This window comes from Mesorhizobium abyssinicae (assembly GCF_049887195.1).
GTDB classification, from domain to species: domain Bacteria; phylum Pseudomonadota; class Alphaproteobacteria; order Rhizobiales; family Rhizobiaceae; genus Mesorhizobium; species Mesorhizobium abyssinicae.
The window spans coordinates 98,388-114,568 of sequence record NZ_JARAKC010000005.1 but is presented as its reverse complement, the minus strand read 5'-3'; the positions used below and the strand labels follow the sequence as shown (position 1 = coordinate 114,568).

18 protein-coding genes are annotated in these 16,181 nt (G+C 64.5%); 6 read left to right on the top strand and 12 right to left on the bottom strand.

What is annotated here, in order from left to right; genetic code table 11:
* Positions 1-214: 214 nt before the first annotated feature.
* On the top strand, positions 215-388 hold the full coding sequence (locus PU724_RS13485; protein WP_127284540.1) for a hypothetical protein: 174 nt from the start codon (positions 215-217) through the stop codon (positions 386-388).
* A 19-nt stretch (positions 389-407) separates the two neighbouring features.
* Here PU724_RS13485 and PU724_RS13480 read toward each other — a convergent pair whose 3' ends face one another.
* The 9 genes from PU724_RS13480 to PU724_RS13440 all read right to left on the bottom strand — a co-directional run bounded on the left by PU724_RS13480 (position 408) and on the right by PU724_RS13440 (position 8,866).
* Positions 408-1,559, bottom strand: coding sequence for a GGDEF domain-containing protein (locus tag PU724_RS13480; protein ID WP_354421577.1), 1,152 nt, complete (start codon positions 1,557-1,559; stop codon positions 408-410).
* A gap of 113 nt (positions 1,560-1,672) precedes the next feature.
* Positions 1,673-2,479 (bottom strand): DUF72 domain-containing protein, encoded by an 807-nt coding sequence (locus tag PU724_RS13475; protein ID WP_354421579.1) that lies wholly within the window; start codon positions 2,477-2,479, stop codon positions 1,673-1,675.
* Positions 2,480-2,507: 28 nt separating this feature from the next.
* Positions 2,508-2,972, bottom strand: coding sequence for a GNAT family N-acetyltransferase (locus PU724_RS13470; RefSeq protein ID WP_127284543.1), 465 nt, complete (start codon positions 2,970-2,972; stop codon positions 2,508-2,510).
* Positions 2,973-3,005: 33 nt separating this feature from the next.
* Positions 3,006-5,927 carry an excinuclease ABC subunit UvrA gene (uvrA, locus tag PU724_RS13465; protein WP_128346749.1) on the bottom strand — a complete coding sequence of 974 codons (2,922 nt, stop codon included), beginning with the start codon at positions 5,925-5,927 and terminating at the stop codon, positions 3,006-3,008.
* 756 nt (positions 5,928-6,683) lie between these two features.
* The gene (locus tag PU724_RS13460; protein WP_127285648.1) at positions 6,684-6,962 is read right to left on the bottom strand and encodes a hypothetical protein; all 279 of its coding nucleotides are present in this window, start codon (positions 6,960-6,962) and stop codon (positions 6,684-6,686) included.
* A 73-nt stretch (positions 6,963-7,035) separates the two neighbouring features.
* A complete protein-coding gene (locus PU724_RS13455) occupies positions 7,036-7,641 on the bottom strand; it encodes an ATP-dependent Clp protease proteolytic subunit (RefSeq protein ID WP_127285647.1) in 606 nt (201 codons plus the stop codon).
* 16 nt (positions 7,642-7,657) lie between these two features.
* Positions 7,658-8,122, bottom strand: a complete 465-nt coding sequence (locus PU724_RS13450; protein WP_127285646.1) for an SRPBCC family protein — start codon at positions 8,120-8,122, stop codon at positions 7,658-7,660.
* Complete coding sequence (locus tag PU724_RS13445; protein ID WP_127285645.1) at positions 8,119-8,433, bottom strand: ArsR/SmtB family transcription factor; 315 nt, start codon at positions 8,431-8,433, stop codon at positions 8,119-8,121. Before PU724_RS13445 ends, PU724_RS13450 begins: the two co-directional genes overlap by 4 nt.
* Before the next feature lie 43 nt (positions 8,434-8,476).
* Positions 8,477-8,866 carry a cupin domain-containing protein gene (locus PU724_RS13440; protein ID WP_348627108.1) on the bottom strand — a complete coding sequence of 130 codons (390 nt, stop codon included), beginning with the start codon at positions 8,864-8,866 and terminating at the stop codon, positions 8,477-8,479.
* 209 nt (positions 8,867-9,075) lie between these two features.
* Here PU724_RS13440 and ssb point away from each other — a divergent pair, with 209 nt between their 5' ends.
* From ssb to PU724_RS13425, 3 genes are read left to right on the top strand one after another with little or no spacing between them, the layout of a single operon-like run.
* A complete protein-coding gene (gene ssb, locus PU724_RS13435; protein WP_127285644.1) occupies positions 9,076-9,600 on the top strand; it encodes a single-stranded DNA-binding protein in 525 nt (174 codons plus the stop codon).
* 36 nt (positions 9,601-9,636) lie between these two features.
* Positions 9,637-10,035: a DUF2306 domain-containing protein gene (locus PU724_RS13430; RefSeq protein WP_127285643.1), complete on the top strand. Its 399-nt coding sequence runs from the start codon at positions 9,637-9,639 to the stop codon at positions 10,033-10,035.
* Between the two features lie 29 nt (positions 10,036-10,064).
* Positions 10,065-10,490, top strand: coding sequence for an OsmC family protein (locus PU724_RS13425; protein ID WP_127285642.1), 426 nt, complete (start codon positions 10,065-10,067; stop codon positions 10,488-10,490).
* A 30-nt stretch (positions 10,491-10,520) separates the two neighbouring features.
* Here PU724_RS13425 and PU724_RS13420 read toward each other — a convergent pair whose 3' ends face one another.
* The 3 genes from PU724_RS13420 to PU724_RS13410 form a co-directional block, all read right to left on the bottom strand.
* Positions 10,521-11,150 carry a MarC family protein gene (locus tag PU724_RS13420; RefSeq protein WP_127285641.1) on the bottom strand — a complete coding sequence of 210 codons (630 nt, stop codon included), beginning with the start codon at positions 11,148-11,150 and terminating at the stop codon, positions 10,521-10,523.
* Between the two features lie 94 nt (positions 11,151-11,244).
* Entirely contained in the window at positions 11,245-11,622 is a 378-nt protein-coding gene (locus tag PU724_RS13415; RefSeq protein ID WP_127285640.1) for a VOC family protein, read from the bottom strand.
* A 32-nt stretch (positions 11,623-11,654) separates the two neighbouring features.
* On the bottom strand, positions 11,655-12,185 hold the full coding sequence (locus PU724_RS13410; protein WP_127285639.1) for a hypothetical protein: 531 nt from the start codon (positions 12,183-12,185) through the stop codon (positions 11,655-11,657).
* 86 nt (positions 12,186-12,271) lie between these two features.
* On the opposite strand from PU724_RS13410, the gene PU724_RS13405 reads away from it, so the two are divergent.
* Together PU724_RS13405 and gyrA are read left to right on the top strand one after the other, a co-directional pair.
* The gene (locus PU724_RS13405; RefSeq protein WP_135908585.1) at positions 12,272-13,099 is read left to right on the top strand and encodes a helix-turn-helix transcriptional regulator; all 828 of its coding nucleotides are present in this window, start codon (positions 12,272-12,274) and stop codon (positions 13,097-13,099) included.
* Positions 13,100-13,342: 243 nt separating this feature from the next.
* Positions 13,343-16,129 (top strand): DNA gyrase subunit A, encoded by a 2,787-nt coding sequence (gyrA, locus tag PU724_RS13400; protein WP_354421585.1) that lies wholly within the window; start codon positions 13,343-13,345, stop codon positions 16,127-16,129.
* The last annotated feature ends 52 nt before the right edge of the window (positions 16,130-16,181 follow it).

Here is a 16,181-nt window from a genome sequence, read left to right as displayed (position 1 = left end):
CCAAGGATGACGAAGTGTTCGGCAGCTCTGGCGCGTTTAATGCCGCATGCTAGTCTTTTCTTGGCCTTGGTGAGTCGGCCGCTTTCCGTACCAGTCGCGAATGAGGGGGAAGGCGCGGGCCCAGCCGGCAAGTTCCACGCAAGCAAGCAGGCCTAGCTTCCCCGCAGTGATTGTCGGTCAATGCGTCCAAAAGACTCTTGCCAGGGGAAAGGCGATGGATCGTTTTGTGGAGGACTACCAGAAGCGACGCCTCACCGAGCGCGTCGACATCATCACCGCCATCAACATCCTGAGGTCGCAGGGCTACGATCCGGACGAGCTGATTGGTGAAATGACCAAGGTTTTCTACGTCGACCTCGATGCCTACAACGAGGTGATGGCGCACTGAAGCGAAGGCAGGCCGGGCGCTAGCTCGCGCGCCGCAGCGTCGCGGCAAGCACGCGGTTGCGGCCGCTCCGCTTAGCGGCATAAAGCGCCTTGTCGGCGGCGCTCAGCACCTTGTCGAAGCTGGTGCCGTCCTGGCTGCCGAAGGCGTAGCCGGCGCTGACGGTGCAGGACAGCGGGGGCGTCTCGGTTTCGATGCGGCGCGCCGCGAACGATGCGCGGATGCGTTCGGCGGCGAACTCCACCTTTTCCGGCAAGGTGCGCTTGAGCACCAGCGCGAATTCCTCGCCGCCAAGGCGCGCGGCGGCATCGGTCGGCTGAAGATTGGCGGCGAGTTCCTCGGCGAATACTTTCAGCACCGCGTCGCCGGCGGCATGGCCGAATTCGTCGTTGATCGCCTTGAAGCCGTCGAGGTCGAACACCACCACCGCCATGAAAGCGCCGACCGGCGCCTCGCCATGCAGGTCGAACAGCGCGCGCCGGTTGAGCAGGCCGGTCAGCGGATCGGTGAGCGCATTGCGCCGGTGATGCTGCGCCAGCCGCCCCTGGTTCAGCGCCAGCGACAGCCCGCCGATGCCGGTCATCGAGGCGATGACGATGATGAGGCTGAGATCCTCGGCCCAATTGCTCGGCGCGTGGCCGAGCACCAGTCTGCCGTCCCAGGTCAGCACCGCGGCGCACAGCACGAACGAAGCTGCGGTCAGCGAATAGAGCAGGGCGACACCCTGCAGCGGCGCAGGCGCTTCCTCCCGCCCGCGCCAGTATTCATGCGCCGTCGCGAACAGCAGCAGGCCGGCAAGGAAATTCTCCAGCATGAAGCCAAGCCCGTCATAGCCGAGCGCCATGGGCGGCAGCGCCAAAGCGAGCGAAATGCCGGCGCCAACCAGGACGCGGGGCAATGGCGAGCGCCCTGTCCTGAACTGGTGGGCGGCACCCAGCATCACCGAAAAGCCGAGCAGCAGAAGTGCCAGCGTCAGAACGCCGAGGACAGGCCCAGGGGCTTTGATATAGGCGTCATAGACAAACACCTCGCCGACGATCAGCAGCACGCTGATGGCCCAGGTCAGAAGGAACCTGTCGGAGCGGGCGGTCAGCCATGTGCCGAACAACGTCATGCTGAGGCAGGCGGCGGAAAAGCCGACCGCCAGCAGCATTGAATTGTAGTCGAGCAGCATGCCCTGTCCTTGCCGGCGGCGGCGCCAGAGTCTGCTCTGGCGTCGGCTATTAGTGCCGCAAGGAAGTGTCGATACCGTTACGATATCCGCGAAGATACCGAGATTTTGCCGCGTCAGCCCGTCACGCGCTTCATCAGCGCCATGGCGCCGAACGGTGCGCGCACCTTGCCCTCGGTGATGAAATAGGCGAACACGTCGCGCGGCTTGATCGGCGCGTCGATTTTGGGATCGACGCGCGGCAGGTCGGCCGGCTGCTTGCCTTCCGCCCAGGTCTTTACCCGCGTCGCCCACTCATCCAACCCTTTCGGCGTGTAGCAGTCGGGATTCTCGTCGCTGCCGGTCTGCAGGCGCGCATAGACGAAATCGCCGGTGACGTCGGCGATGGCCGGATATTTGGCATGGTCGGCATAGACGATCGCCGCCTTGTACTTGCGCGCAAGCGCCGCGAATTCCGGCACGATGAAGCTGTCGTGGCGGACTTCCAGCGCGTGGCGCAGCGCGACGCCGTCCTGCTTCTCGGGGAGCAGCTTCAAGAAGGCTTCGAAATCGTCCGCGTCGAACTTCTTCGTCGGCGCGAACTGCCACAGGATCGGGCCGAGCTTGTCGCCGAGCGCGGCGACGCCGGAGCCGAGGAAACGCATCATCGACTCGCCGGCCTCGCCCAGCACGCGCCGGTTGGTGACGAAGCGGTTGCCTTTCAGCGAATAGACGAAACCGTCCGGCGCCTCGTTTGCCCATTTCACGAAGGTCGGCTCCTTGAAGCTGGAATAGAAGGTGCCGTTGACCTCGATGCTCGGCACCTGCCGGCTGGCGTATTGGAGCTGCTTGGCCTTGGACAGCTTGTCCGGATAGAAGGACGTGTCCCACGGCTCGAACGTCCAGCCGCCCATGCCCGAGCGGATCGTTCCTTGGCTGGCCATTGTCATCCTCCCAGTTTCAAAAGAGCTATCAGGCGGCTTGGCCGACCGGCTTGGCCATGTCGACCACAATCCATCCTGGCCGGTAGGGGTGTGCCCGGCGACCCGTTTCCCGGAAACCATAGGCCGTATAGAGCGCGATGTTTCGCTCCATCCGCGAATTGGTGTAGAGCCGCACCTCCGGCAGACCCCATGTCTGTGTCTGCTCGTCAGCGAAGTCGAGCAGCGCGATGCCCAACTTCTTGCCTTGAAACGCAGGCGACACGGCCACGCTGAAGATCATGACATGGTCGGCATGACGCTCGAGCACGATCAGCCCGGCAAGCTCAGCACCGCTCTCCAGCAGCCAGACCTCGCCGCGCTCGATGCGCGGCGCATAGTCTTCGGTCACCGGCATGGGCGGCGCGCCGAGCAGCGCGGTGTAGGGCGCGTAGGCAGCTGTGGTCAGCGAAACGACCGCGGGGAGATCCGCCGCAAGCGCCTTTGTGATTGTCATTCAAACGCTCTCCAGGCACTGACGATTGCGCACTCACTCCGCCGCTTCGCGCTTGCCTCCGGGGCGCCGCTCCAGCAGCTCCTTGAGGAACTGGCCGGTGTAGCTGCGCTTCTCGCGCACGATCGCTTCCGGCGTGCCGGAGGCGACCAGTTCGCCGCCTCCGTCGCCGCCTTCGGGGCCGAGGTCGAGCACCCAGTCGGCGGTCTTGATGACCTCGAGATTGTGCTCGATGACCACCACCGTGTTGCCCTGGTCGACCAGCTCATGCAGCACTTCGAGCAGCTTGGCGACGTCGTGGAAATGCAGGCCGGTGGTCGGCTCGTCGAGGATGTAGAGCGTCTTGCCTGTCGCCTTGCGCGACAGTTCCTTGGCCAGCTTGATGCGCTGCGCCTCGCCGCCCGACAGGGTCGTCGCCTGCTGGCCGATATGGATGTAGCCGAGACCGACCTGCTTCAGCGTCTCCAGCTTGTCGCGCACGCCGGGCACGGCAGCGAAGAAGTCGACGCCTTCCTCGACCGTCATGTCGAGCACGTCGGCGATCGACTTGCCCTTGAACAGCACGTCGAGCGTCTCGCGGTTGTAACGCTTGCCGTGGCAGACGTCGCAGGTGACGTAGACATCGGGCAGGAAGTGCATCTCGATCTTGATGACGCCATCGCCCTGGCAGGCCTCGCAGCGGCCGCCCTTGACGTTGAACGAGAAGCGTCCCGGCTGATAGCCGCGCGCCTTGGCCTCGGGCAGCCCGGCGAACCAGTCGCGGATCGGCGTGAAGGCGCCGGTATAGGTGGCGGGATTGGAACGCGGCGTGCGCCCGATCGGCGACTGGTCGATGTCGATGACCTTGTCGAGGAACTCCAGCCCCTCGATGCGGTCATGCTCGGCCGGATGCTCGCGCGAGCCCATGATGCGGCGCGAGGCCGCCTTGAACAGTGTCTCGATCAGGAAGGTCGACTTGCCGCCGCCGGACACGCCGGTCACGGCAGTGAAGGTGCCGAGCGGGATCTCGGCGGTAACGTTCTTCAGATTGTTGCCGCGCGCGCCGACGACCTTGATACGCCGATTCTTCTTCGCCTCGCGGCGCACGCCAGGTGTGGCCACTTCGAGCTCGCCCGACAGGTATTTGCCGGTGATCGAGGCGGGGGTCGCCATGATCTGCTGCGGTGTGCCTTGCGCGATGATCTCGCCGCCGTGGATGCCTGCGGCCGGACCGATATCGACGACATAATCGGCATGCAGGATCGCGTCCTCGTCATGCTCGACCACGATCACTGTGTTGCCGATGTCGCGCAGGTGCTTCAGCGTGTCGAGCAGGCGTGCATTGTCGCGCTGGTGCAGGCCGATCGACGGCTCGTCCAGCACATAGAGCACGCCGGTGAGGCCCGAGCCGATCTGCGACGCGAGCCGGATGCGCTGGCTCTCGCCGCCCGACAGCGTGCCGGAATTGCGCGAAAGCGTCAGATAGTCGAGGCCGACATCGTTGAGGAAGCGCAGCCGCTCGCGGATCTCCTTGAGCACGCGCACCGCAATCTCGTTCTGCTTGTCGTTCAGCTGCGCCGGCAGATCGGTGAACCACTGGTCGGCATTGCGGATCGACTGCTCGGTCACTTCGCCGATGTGTTTTCCCGCGATCTTCACCGCCAGCGCCTCCGGCTTCAGCCGGTAGCCGCCGCAGGAGGGGCAGGGGGTCGCCGACATGAAGCGCTCGATCTCCTCGCGCATCCAGGCGGATTCGGTCTCCTTCCAGCGCCGGTCGAGATTGGGGATGACGCCCTCGAAGGTCTTGGTCGTCTTGTAGGAGCGCAGACCGTCATCGTACTGGAAGGTGATCTCGCGCTCGCCGGTGCCGTGCAGGATGGCTTCCTGCGCCGCGGCGGAAAGATCCTTGAACTTGTCGCCGAGCTTGAAGCCATAGGCCTTGCCCAGCGCTTCCAGCGTCTGCGCGTAATAGGGCGAGGTCGACTTCGCCCACGGGCTGACGGCGCCGTCGCGCAGCGAAAGGTTCTCGTCGGGCACCACCAGATTGGCGTCGATGGCGCGCTGGCTGCCGAGACCGTCGCAGGTCGGGCAGGCGCCGAACGGATTGTTGAAGGAGAACAGCCTGGGCTCGATCTCCGGAATGGTGAAGCCCGAAACCGGGCAGGCGAATTTCTCCGAGAACAGGATGCGCTCATGCGTCTCGTTCTTCGACTTGTTGACCGAGTCCTCACCGGTCAGGCTGGCGTCGAGCGGCCTGTCGGCGAATTCGGCGACGGCCAGGCCCTCGGCGAGCTTAAGCGCCGTCTCCATGGAATCGGCAAGTCGCGTCGCCAGGTCGCCGCGCACGACAATGCGGTCGACGACCACGTCGATGTCGTGCTTGTACTTCTTGTCCAGCGCCGGCACGTCGGCGATCTCGTAGAAGACGCCGTCGACCTTGACGCGCTGGAAACCCTTCTTCTGCAGCTCCAGGAGTTCCTTGCGGTACTCGCCCTTGCGGCCGCGCACGATCGGCGCCAGCAGGAACAGGCGCGTGCCTTCCTCGAGCGCCAGCACCCGGTCGACCATTTGGCTGACCGTCTGGCTCTCGATCGGCAGGCCGGTGGCCGGCGAATAGGGAACGCCGACGCGCGCGAACAGGAGGCGCATGTAGTCGTAGATCTCGGTGACGGTGCCGACCGTCGAGCGCGGATTTTTCGACGTCGTCTTCTGTTCGATGGAGATGGCGGGAGACAGCCCGTCGATCTGGTCGACATCAGGCTTCTGCATCATTTCCAGGAACTGGCGCGCATAGGCCGACAGGCTCTCGACGTAGCGGCGCTGGCCTTCGGCATAGATCGTGTCGAAGGCGAGCGACGACTTGCCGGACCCTGACAGGCCGGTCATGACGATAAGGCTGTCACGCGGCAGGTCGAGATCGACGTTCTTCAGATTGTGTTCGCGCGCCCCGCGAATGGAAAGGTATTTATGGTCGGCCATCGCCGGTCGCCGCCTCAGGTCTGGAATTCGTGGGATCGGCGGGTTTCTCCCGGCCATCCCCTATGTAGGTAATTTTCCCGCCACGTCGAGAGACGCCACAATTCTCGACAAAAGCGTTTAAGCGTCTTTCGCGCGGGCGAGCAAGCGGAAAGAACAAAGGCCGAACACGCTCCTGACAAAGCGGTGTGGAAATCCGGTCTCGACTTGACCTGGACGTAACCTCCCGGCGATCACATTTTTCGGTAACCGGCTATTCGATGGTTGACGTCTCCGAGCGAGGGGAGCAGTGTCCACAGGTCCAACGGAGCCGGCTGTCTTTCGATGGCCTCGCCGCCCAAAGGTGGCCTGCGAGACGCCGCAGGTTTTGCGATTTGCGCTCTGGACGACAATTGTCGCAACGGACCCAGGAGCGGAGCATGACGCCACCGGACAGTCCCTTGAGGCTCCACACCAAGATGGAGCCGCGGCGGGCATAAGTGCCAGGGCAGGCGTGAGCGTCAGCCCGACAAACCGTGACCTGTCGAATCCTCACAATTAGAGACGATAGTCGGATCGTCGGCTGAATGCCGCGATGCATCCGAAATCAAACGCCGGCAGAACACTCCCGGCAAGTTTGGATTTCAAATCCAGAAAAGCCCCGTCCGTTTTGCGGAAGCAACGGCGGGGCTGTTCGTTTGTGCAAGCACGCTACACCCCATTGCCATTGGAAACATTGGAATCGCAGTCTAGGCAGCGAAGCGCCCGGACGGTAGCCGGCTAGTGGCCCGGCGGCCTGATCCCGCCCGTCGCCATGTCGATGGTTATGCTGCCGGAAATCCTGACGTCGGTATCGCCGATCTTGAACTGGCCGTTGCCGCCGGCGGGCAGCGCGTCGTCGGGTTCGGGCTGCGGGGCAGGCTTGGCGATGCGATAGTCGCTGCTGACGCCGGGCAGCGCGCCCTTCTGCGTCGCGCTGTCATCGGCGACGGCGGCGCCCGCCAACACGCACGCGACCGCCACGATTCCCAGGAGTGTGGAAGAATGCTTGCCAATCATTGCCGGACTATAGGGTCGGCACGGCAGCGATGCCAGATCGCACGCGATCAAATTGCCGCGCGCCGGCATTCCTTCACGCGGCCTTCTTGCGGGTGTCGTAGACATGGTCGACGAGGCCCCAGGCCTTCGCCTCCTCGGCAGTCATGAAATAGTCGCGGTCGAGCGTGCGCTCGACCTCCTCGTAGGTCCGGCCGCAATGATGCGCATAGAGCTCGGTCATGCGCCGCTTGGTGCGCATGATGCCTTCGGCGTGACGCTGGATGTCGGAAGCCTGGCCCTGGAAGCCGCCCAGCGGCTGATGCAGCACGATGCTGGAGTTGGGCAGCGCGATGCGGCGCCCCGGCTCGCCCGCCATCAGCAGGAAGGACGCCATCGAGGCGGCAAAGCCCATGCACACGGTCGACACGGGGCAGGAGATGTAGCGCATCGTGTCGTAGATGGCGAAGCCGCTGGTCACCACCCCGCCAGGCGAGTTGATGTAGAGCGATATCTCCTTGTCGGGATTGTCGGACTCCAGCGACAGGAGCTGCGCGCAGACCAGCGCCGACATGCCGTCGTTGATCTCTCCGTTGATGAAGATGATGCGCTCGCGCAGCAGCCGCGAGAAGATGTCGAAGGCGCGTTCGCCGCGGCTCGACTGCTCGATCACCATCGGCACCAGATTGGCAAGCCCGCTCATCTCGTTTCTCCCTTGCTCAGGCCGCGCGCCGCAACAGCGGCGCATTCGCCGCGATCGCGCGTCCTGCGCCTTGCGCGTTGAAAGCGAGCCGGCAGCCGGCGCCAGCCATGACGACGGCGGGTGTGCGGGCGAAGCCGTCATGGACGATGCGCAGATGCGTGCCGCCGGAAACCGTGCGGGCAAGCGTGAAGGTGACGATGCTGTCCAATGCTGGAAGCTTGTCTGCATCGTCGGCACCGGGCCGCTCGCGCCACGAATAGCGCAGCAGTCGTCCAGGCTCGGCTTCAAGGACTTCGCATTCGATCGGCGCCTCGGGTCCGGCAAAGGCGAAACGGCTGCCCACTTCAGGCGTGATGTCGTTCGGCATCATCCAGGCCGCCAGCAGTTCCGGTTCGGTCAGCGCGCGCCAGACCTTCTCCGGCGGATCGGCAAGCTCGCATTCGAAGTCGAGCGGCGCTTCGGCAGGAGGACGTTCCGTCATTGGTCCATTCCCTTCAGAACTGTCTTCAGTTTCTCGATGCGTTCCGGCCAGAACGCGCGGTAGCGTTCGATCCAGCCGAGCAGCGGCTCGAGACCTTGCGGGTCGGCGCGGTAATAGGCGTTGCGGCCGGCGCGCCGTTCGACCACCAGGCCGGCGCCGCGCAGCACCGCCAGGTGCTGGGAAACCGCCGGTTGCGATACCGTCATGCCGGTGCGCAGCTCCGACACGGTCATCTCGCTGGCGGCGAGCCGCTCGTAGACGGCGCGGCGCGTCGGGTCGGCCAGCGCGCGGAAAATCTCTGCCTCGATCATGGCTGAAGCATAAGTCGATACTTATTGATTTGGCAAGCGCTGTTTACGAACCGTCAGCAAGCCAGCGTCTCACCAGTCCGGCCGGCCCGTCGAACGTCGCTTCGAAGATCGGCGAAGCGAGCACCGCATGGATGTGAAGCGGTTCGTTGCCGACATTGCGGAAGCCGTGCTTCCTGTGCGCAGGGATGATGAGAGACTGTCCTGCGGTGAGCACGCTGTGCTCGTCGTCGATCCACATCTCGGCCGTGCCGGCGATGACGGTGAGCACTTCCTCGACCGAATGCCAATGCGTCGGGGCGCCGACCGTGGGTTCGACCCACTGCTCAAAGATGCAAAGCTGCGCGGCGCCATTTCTGGCCGAGACGTGCATGCGTGTCTCGACACCGGCGCGCCACTGTTCGCGCGGCTGGTCCCCATGTGCGATCGAATTCACCTGGCACTCCATCCATTCCCGATCACGTGGAAATTCCGGGCCGGAACACTACATGCTGCTGACAACCATTGACAGCGCGTCGCCCACATCATAGAACGAAAAGAGAACAAAAACCTTGTGGGAAAAGCCAGTCACGACGGGCGGCGATTGCCCGCAAGCTGTAAGGTGCAGCGTCAAAAATTTGTTTCGGATGAGCGCGGAGAAGTACGATGGCGGGTAGCATCAACAAGGTCATTCTGGTCGGCAATCTCGGGGCGGACCCGGAAATCCGCCGCCTGAACTCGGGTGAGCCGGTCGTCAACATCCGCATCGCCACCTCGGAAAGCTGGCGCGACAAGAATTCCGGCGAGCGCAAGGAAAAGACCGAGTGGCACAACGTCGTCATCTTCAACGACCAGATCGCCAAGGTGGCCGAGCAGTATCTGAAGAAGGGCATGAAGGTCTATGTCGAGGGCCAGTTGCAGACGCGCAAATGGCAGGACCAGACCGGCAATGACCGCTACACGACCGAGGTCGTGCTGCAGAAATTCCGCGGTGAGTTGCAGATGCTCGACGCGCGCGGCGAGGGCGGCGGTCAGGTCGGCAGCTATGCCGGTGGCGGCAACAGCAGCCGCGGCTCGGATTTCGGCCAGTCCGGCCCGAACGACAGCTTCAGCCGCGGCGGCGGTGGTGGCGGCTCCAGGGGTGGCGGCGGCGGCGCGTCGCGCGAACTCGACGACGAGATCCCGTTCTGAGCGCCAGGACCACGTAACCGGCATTGAGGAGGGGAGATGTCGCTCGGACCATTGCTATCCGCGCCCCCTCCCATTCCGTGGCATGCATTCGCGGCCCTTGCCGCCCTGGCGATTGGCGGCGCGCAGCTGGCGCTGCCGAAAGGCACGCCGAGCCACCGCGTGATGGGCTATGCCTGGGCGGCGCTGATGCTGGTCATCGCCGTCTCGAGTTTCTGGATCCAGCAGATCCGCCTGATCGGCCCGTTTAGTCCGATCCATCTGCTGTCGATCCTGGTGCTGGTCACCGCGCCGCTGGCGGTGTGGTATGCGCACACCCATCGCGTCGCCGCGCATCGCGGCGCTATGATCAAGCTCTATGTCTTCGCCTTGATCGGCGCCGGCATCTTCACGCTGCTGCCTGGCCGGATCATGCATACGGTCATGTTCGGTCAATAGGCTAGCCAAGGCCTCGCAAGGAAAATGCCGTGAAAGCACGCGTCAAATGGGTCGAGGAACGCACCTTCGTCGGTGAGTCCGGCAGCGGCCACAAGGTTGTCCTCGGAACCGCGTCCGGCCCGGAGGGCAAAACGCCGGGGCCGAGCCCGATGGAGCTGGTGCTGATCGGCACCGGCGGCTGCTCGGCCTACGATGTCGTCCACATTCTCGAAAAAGGCCGCGAGGCGATCGAGGATTGCGTCGTCGAGCTCGACGCCGACCGCGCCGAGAAGGAGCCCAGGGTCTTCACCCGCATCCACATGCATTTCATCGTCAAGGGCCGCGCGCTCTCGCATGACAAGGTCAAGCGGGCGATCGACCTCTCGATCGAAAAATATTGCTCCGCCACCGCCATGATGGCCAAGACGGCCACCGTCACCCACGATTTCGAGGTCGTCGATACGGCGGCGAAATAGGGCAATAGGCAGTAGGCAGTAGGGTACGGCTCAAGCAGCCATCAGCGCCTTGACCCCGTCGGCGACAAACTGCACCGCCAGCGCCGCCAGGATGACGCCGAGCAGCCGCGTCAGGATGGAGCGGCCGGTCTGGCCGAGGATGCGGTCGATGCGCTCCGCCAGCACGAACACCAGATAGGTGATGGCGAGGCAGACGAAGATGATGCCGACCAGCGCCGCCTGCGCCGCGAACCCGTCGAAGTGTCCCGACAGCAGCACCGTAGCCGAGATCGCGCCGGGGCCGGCGATCAGCGGGATCGCCAACGGGAAGGCGGCGATGTTGTGGATCATATCCTTGGTGATGGCGACGTCGCCGATCTTCTCCTTGCGGTCCTGCCGGCGCTCGAACACCATTTCGAAGGCGATGAAGAACAGCAGGAAACCGCCGGCGACGCGGAAGGCCGGCAGCGTGATGCCGAACACCGACAGGATCGACGCGCCGGCAACCGCGAACAGCGCCATCACCAGGAAGCCGATCACCGAGGCGCGCACCGAAACCTGCTGGCGCTCCTCGCGGTTCATGCCGCGCGTCACGGCGAGGAAGAGCGGCGCCAGCCCCGGGGGGTCGATGGTCACCAGTATGGTGACGAAGGCGTTGAACAGGCTGTCGAAACTCGGCATCGCTGGTCCCCTCCTGCCGGGCGAAGCCCAAGCTCGCCAATTGGTAGAGCAAAGCGGAAGCGGTGGGAACAGGAAGGGAGGGGATTTCAGCCGGCTATTCGGCTTTGCCGCAGTAAGCCTCAAGCCGGTACCCGTCAGGGTCTATGACGAAGGCGGCATAGTAGTTGTCGCCATAGGCGGCGCGCAGGCCAGGCGGGCCATTGTCGCCGCCGCCGTCACGCAACGCAGCCGCATGGAAGGCATCGACGCTCTTGCGCGTCGGCGCGGCGAAACAGAAATGCAGGCCGGACTCCGTGTCCGCCGAAACCGGCCGCGCCGCTTCATTCACCCAGAGCGCCACCGCATCGGCGCCATAGCCAAGCGAGCCGGGCGACTGGCTGAGACAGCTATAGCCGAGCGGTTGCAGCACGGCATCGTAGAAGCGCTTCGAGACAGTCGCGTCGCGAACGCCGAGCGAGATGTGGTCAAGCATCGTTTTCTCCGTTTTTGCAATAGGTTGGCCGATCAGCCTTGAGTCGTGCGGCGGGCGAGGAATTCGACCTCGAGCCGCCAGGTGGCGCCGCCGTCAGGCGAGCGCTCGCCGAGCCAGCGGAACGAATTCTCGGTGATGCGCGAAAAGCTCCAACGCACCGACGCGCCGGAGCCATCGGCGCCGATCTGCACGATCGTATCGCCCTCGGCGCGGCCGAGTTGCCGGCTGTAGTATTGGTTACGGGGATCGCTCCAGAAGATGTGCCAGGCATCGACCCCGGGATCGTAGACGCGCAGCGTCGTGCCGTAGAACGTCCACGCGCCGAGGGATGTCTGCACACCAGTTTTGCGCGCGGGCAGGATCCACACATCCTGGATCGCCTTGCCCTCCAGAACCCAGCCGAAATGCACCTCGCCACGCCCGGTAAGAACCGTGCCATCTTCGAGATGGCGGGTGGCGTCGAACGTCCAGGCGCCGACGAAGCGGCCATAGAGCTCCAGCTTTTTGGCTAGGTCGGCGTTTGGGCTGGCGCTGTGCAGGGCCTCGGTGAAAGGATCGGTCATGATTGCTGCCTCGTTTGTCAGGAGAGGGCGAGCAATAGCGGCCGGACACGGTTCTGTGCTTGGGGAAAATTGCTATCTTTCCGGCCATGACGCGCGACAAGGAAATTGCTTCCGGGCAAGGCTGGCAGGTGTCGGACGTGGTGTGCACCGCCGGCGCCGGCGACAGCCCGTTCGAGGAAGAGCATCGCGGCTTTTGCGTCGCCGCGGTGACCCAGGGCACGTTCCGCTACCGGACGCGCGAAGGCACGGCGATGCTGGCGCCCGGCGCGATCCTGCTCGGCAATCCAGGCGCCTGCTATGAATGCGGGCATGAGCACGGCGCCGGCGACCGCTGCCTCTCCTTCCATTTTTCGCCGGCCTACATGGAACGCGTCGTTGCCGACGTGCCTGGCGCCAGGCGGCTTGGCTTCACCGGCCCGCGCCTGCCGCCCTTGCCGGCGCTCGCGTCGTTGCTTGCTGAAGCGGAGGCCGCGCGGGAGACAGGCGATACTGATGCATTCGAGGAAATCGGCCTGCGCATTGCCGGGGCGGTGGTCACGGCGAGTTCGGATGCCGCCGATGCCGTCGTCACGCCAAGCCGGCGCGACCAGAAACGGGTCGCCGAGGCGGTGCGGCTGATTGAACTCGACGCGGACCGCCCGCTGTCGCTCGCCGACCTCGCCAGCAGCGCGGCGACCAGCCCCTATCATTTCCTGCGCACCTTCCGACAGGTGGCCGGGATGACGCCCTACCAGTTCCTGCTCAGGACCAGGCTGCACAGGGCCGCCGTGCGGCTGCGAACCTCCGACACGGCGATCTCGACGATCGCCTTCGACGCCGGCTTCAACGACCTGTCGACCTTCAACCGCCGCTTCCGACGCGAGATGGGAGAAGCGCCCGGCGCCTACCGGGCGGGCCGGACGTGCCGCCGCTGAGGACACCCGCAAGGCCGCCAACGGGGCCAGTTCAGCGTATTTGCGGTTCCCGCTCGATGAGGCGATCGGTTGCGAACCAGCCGCAGCGGCGGCAAAACCCGCCGTGGCCATATCGTCGCAATCAGCGGTATCCTTTTGAAATTGCCGTCAAAATTGTCTCTGGAAAAGCGCCATGAAGATTGGAGTTTCGGCGCCGCTTCCTATATAAGCAGCAAGTGATTCCCGACTGGATTGTGACCTGATTTGACCGACCAGAAGACACCGCGCGGGCCGGACGGCGGCCCCAACGGCATCGAGCCGATTTCGATCATCGAGGAGATGCAGCGCTCCTATCTCGATTACGCCATGAGCGTGATCGTCAGCCGCGCGCTGCCCGACGTGCGCGACGGCCTGAAGCCGGTGCATCGCCGCATCCTCTACGCTTCGCATGAGAGCGGCTACCACTGGAACCGCAAATATGTGAAGTCGGCGCGCCCGGTCGCCGACGTGATGGGTAAATACCATCCGCATGGCGACGCCTCGATCTATGACGCCCTCGTGCGCATGGCGCAGGACTGGTCGCTGCGCGTGCCGCTGATCGACGGGCAGGGCAATTTCGGCTCGATCGACGGCGATCCGCCGGCGGCCATGCGCTACACCGAGTCGCGTCTGACCAAGGTCGCGCATGAATTGCTGGAGGATATCGACAAGGAAACCGTCGATTTCCAGGACACTTACGATGCGTCGGGCAGCGAGCCGAAGGTGCTGCCGGCGCGCTTTCCCAACCTACTGGTCAACGGCTCCGGCGGTATCGCCGTCGGCATGGCCACCAACATCCCGCCGCACAATCTCGGCGAAGTCTGCAACGGCGCCATCGCCCTCATCGACAATCCGGCCATCGACCTGCCGGCGCTGATGGAGATCGTGCCTGGGCCGGATTTCCCGACCGGTGGCATCGTGCTTGGCCGTTCCGGCATCTACAGCGCCTATTCGACGGGGCGCGGCTCCATCGTCATGCGCGGCCGCGTCAACATCGAGGCCCGCGGCAACGACCGTGAATCGATCGTCATCACCGAGATTCCCTATCAGGTGAACAAGGCCTCGATGATCGAGAAGATGGCCGAGCTGGTGCGCGACAAGCGCATCGAGGGCATTTCCGACATTCGCGACGAGAGCGACCGCCAGGGCTACCGCGTCGTGGTCGAGCTGAAGCGCGACGCCGTCGCCGACGTCATCCTCAACCAGCTCTATCGCTTCACGCCGCTGCAGACCTCCTTCGGCGCCAACATGGTGGCGCTGAACGGCGGCAAGCCGGAAGTGATGACGCTGATCGACATGCTGAAGGCCTTCGTCAGCTTCCGCGAGGAGGTGATCAGCCGCCGCACCAAGTATCTGTTGCGCAAGGCGCGCGAACGCGCCCACGTCCTGGTCGGCTTGGCCATCGCCGTCGCCAACATCGACGAGGTGATCAAGCTGATCCGCACGGCGCCCGATCCGCAGACGGCGCGCGAGCAGTTGATGGAGCGGCGCTGGCCCTCCGGCGACGTCGAGTCGTTGATCCTGCTGATCGACGACCCGCGCCATCGCATCAACGAGGACGGCACCTACAACCTCTCCGAGGAACAGGCACGCGCCATCCTCGAATTGCGCCTGCAGCGCCTGACCGCGCTCGGTCGCGACGAGATCGCCGACGAGTTGAACACGATTGGCGCGGAAATCATTGATTATCTTGATATTTTGTCGTCTCGCGCGCGCATCCAGCAGATCGTCAAGGACGAGCTGATCGCGGTTCGCGACGAGTTCGGCACGCCGCGCCGCACCGAGCTCTCGGACGGCGGCGCGGACATGGAAGACGAGGACCTGATCCAGCGCGAGGACATGGTCGTCACCGTCAGCCATTCCGGCTACATCAAGCGCGTGCCGCTGTCCCTCTACCGGGCGCAGCGCCGCGGCGGCAAGGGCCGCTCCGGCATGTCGACCAAGGACGAGGATTTCGTCACCCGGCTGTTCGTCGCCAACACGCACACGCCGGTGCTGTTCTTCTCCTCGCGCGGCATCGTCTACAAGGAAAAGGTGTGGCGCCTGCCGATCGGCAACCCGCAGTCGCGCGGCAAGGCGCTCATCAACATGCTGCCGCTGGAGCAGGGCGAGCGCATCACCACCATCATGCCGCTGCCCGAGGACGAGGCGAGCTGGGGCGAGCTCGACGTGATGTTCGCCACCACGCGCGGCACCGTGCGCAGGAACAAGCTGTCCGACTTCGTCCAGGTCAACCGCAACGGCAAGATCGCCATGAAGCTGGAGGAGGAGGGCGACGAGATCCTCGGCGTCGAGACCTGCACCGACAATGACGATGTGCTTTTGACCGCGAATTCGGGCCAGTGCATCCGCTTTCCGGTCAGCGACGTGCGCGTCTTCCAGAGCCGCAATTCTGTCGGCGTGCGCGGCATAGCCATGGCCGACACCGACCGCGTCATCTCCATGTCGGTGATTGAGAATGTCGACGCATCGCCGGCCGAGCGCGCCGCCTATCTCAAGCGGGCGGCGGCGGAGCGGCGGCTTGCAGCCGGTGTGGCCGGCGAGGAAGAAGAGATCGCGCTGACCAACGAGGAGATCGGCGAGGAGGCGGAGCTTTCCGACGAACGCTACGAATTCCTCAAGGAGCACGAGCGCTTCGTGCTGACGGTGACGGAATATGGCTATGGCAAGCGGTCGTCGTCCTATGACTTCCGCCTGACCGGGCGCGGCGGCAAGGGCATCCGCGCCACCGACGTGTCGAAGGTGGCCGAGATCGGCCAGCTCGTGGCGACCTTCCCGGTCGGCAATGATGACCAGATCATGCTGGTTTCGGATGGCGGCACGGTCATACGCGTTCCGGTCTTCGGCATCCGTTTTGCCAGCCGGGCCACCAAGGGCGTCACCATCTTCAACACGGCCGAGGGCGAGAAGGTCGTCTCGGTGGAGCGGATTTCAGAACCGCAATCGGACGAGGAAGAGAGCGTCGAGGGCGAGACGGACGCCACGGACGCCGCTCCCGATACCGCCGAATAGGCCTTGAAACGGCAACGCCGGCCAGACGGCCGGCGCAATCAGGACTGTCGCC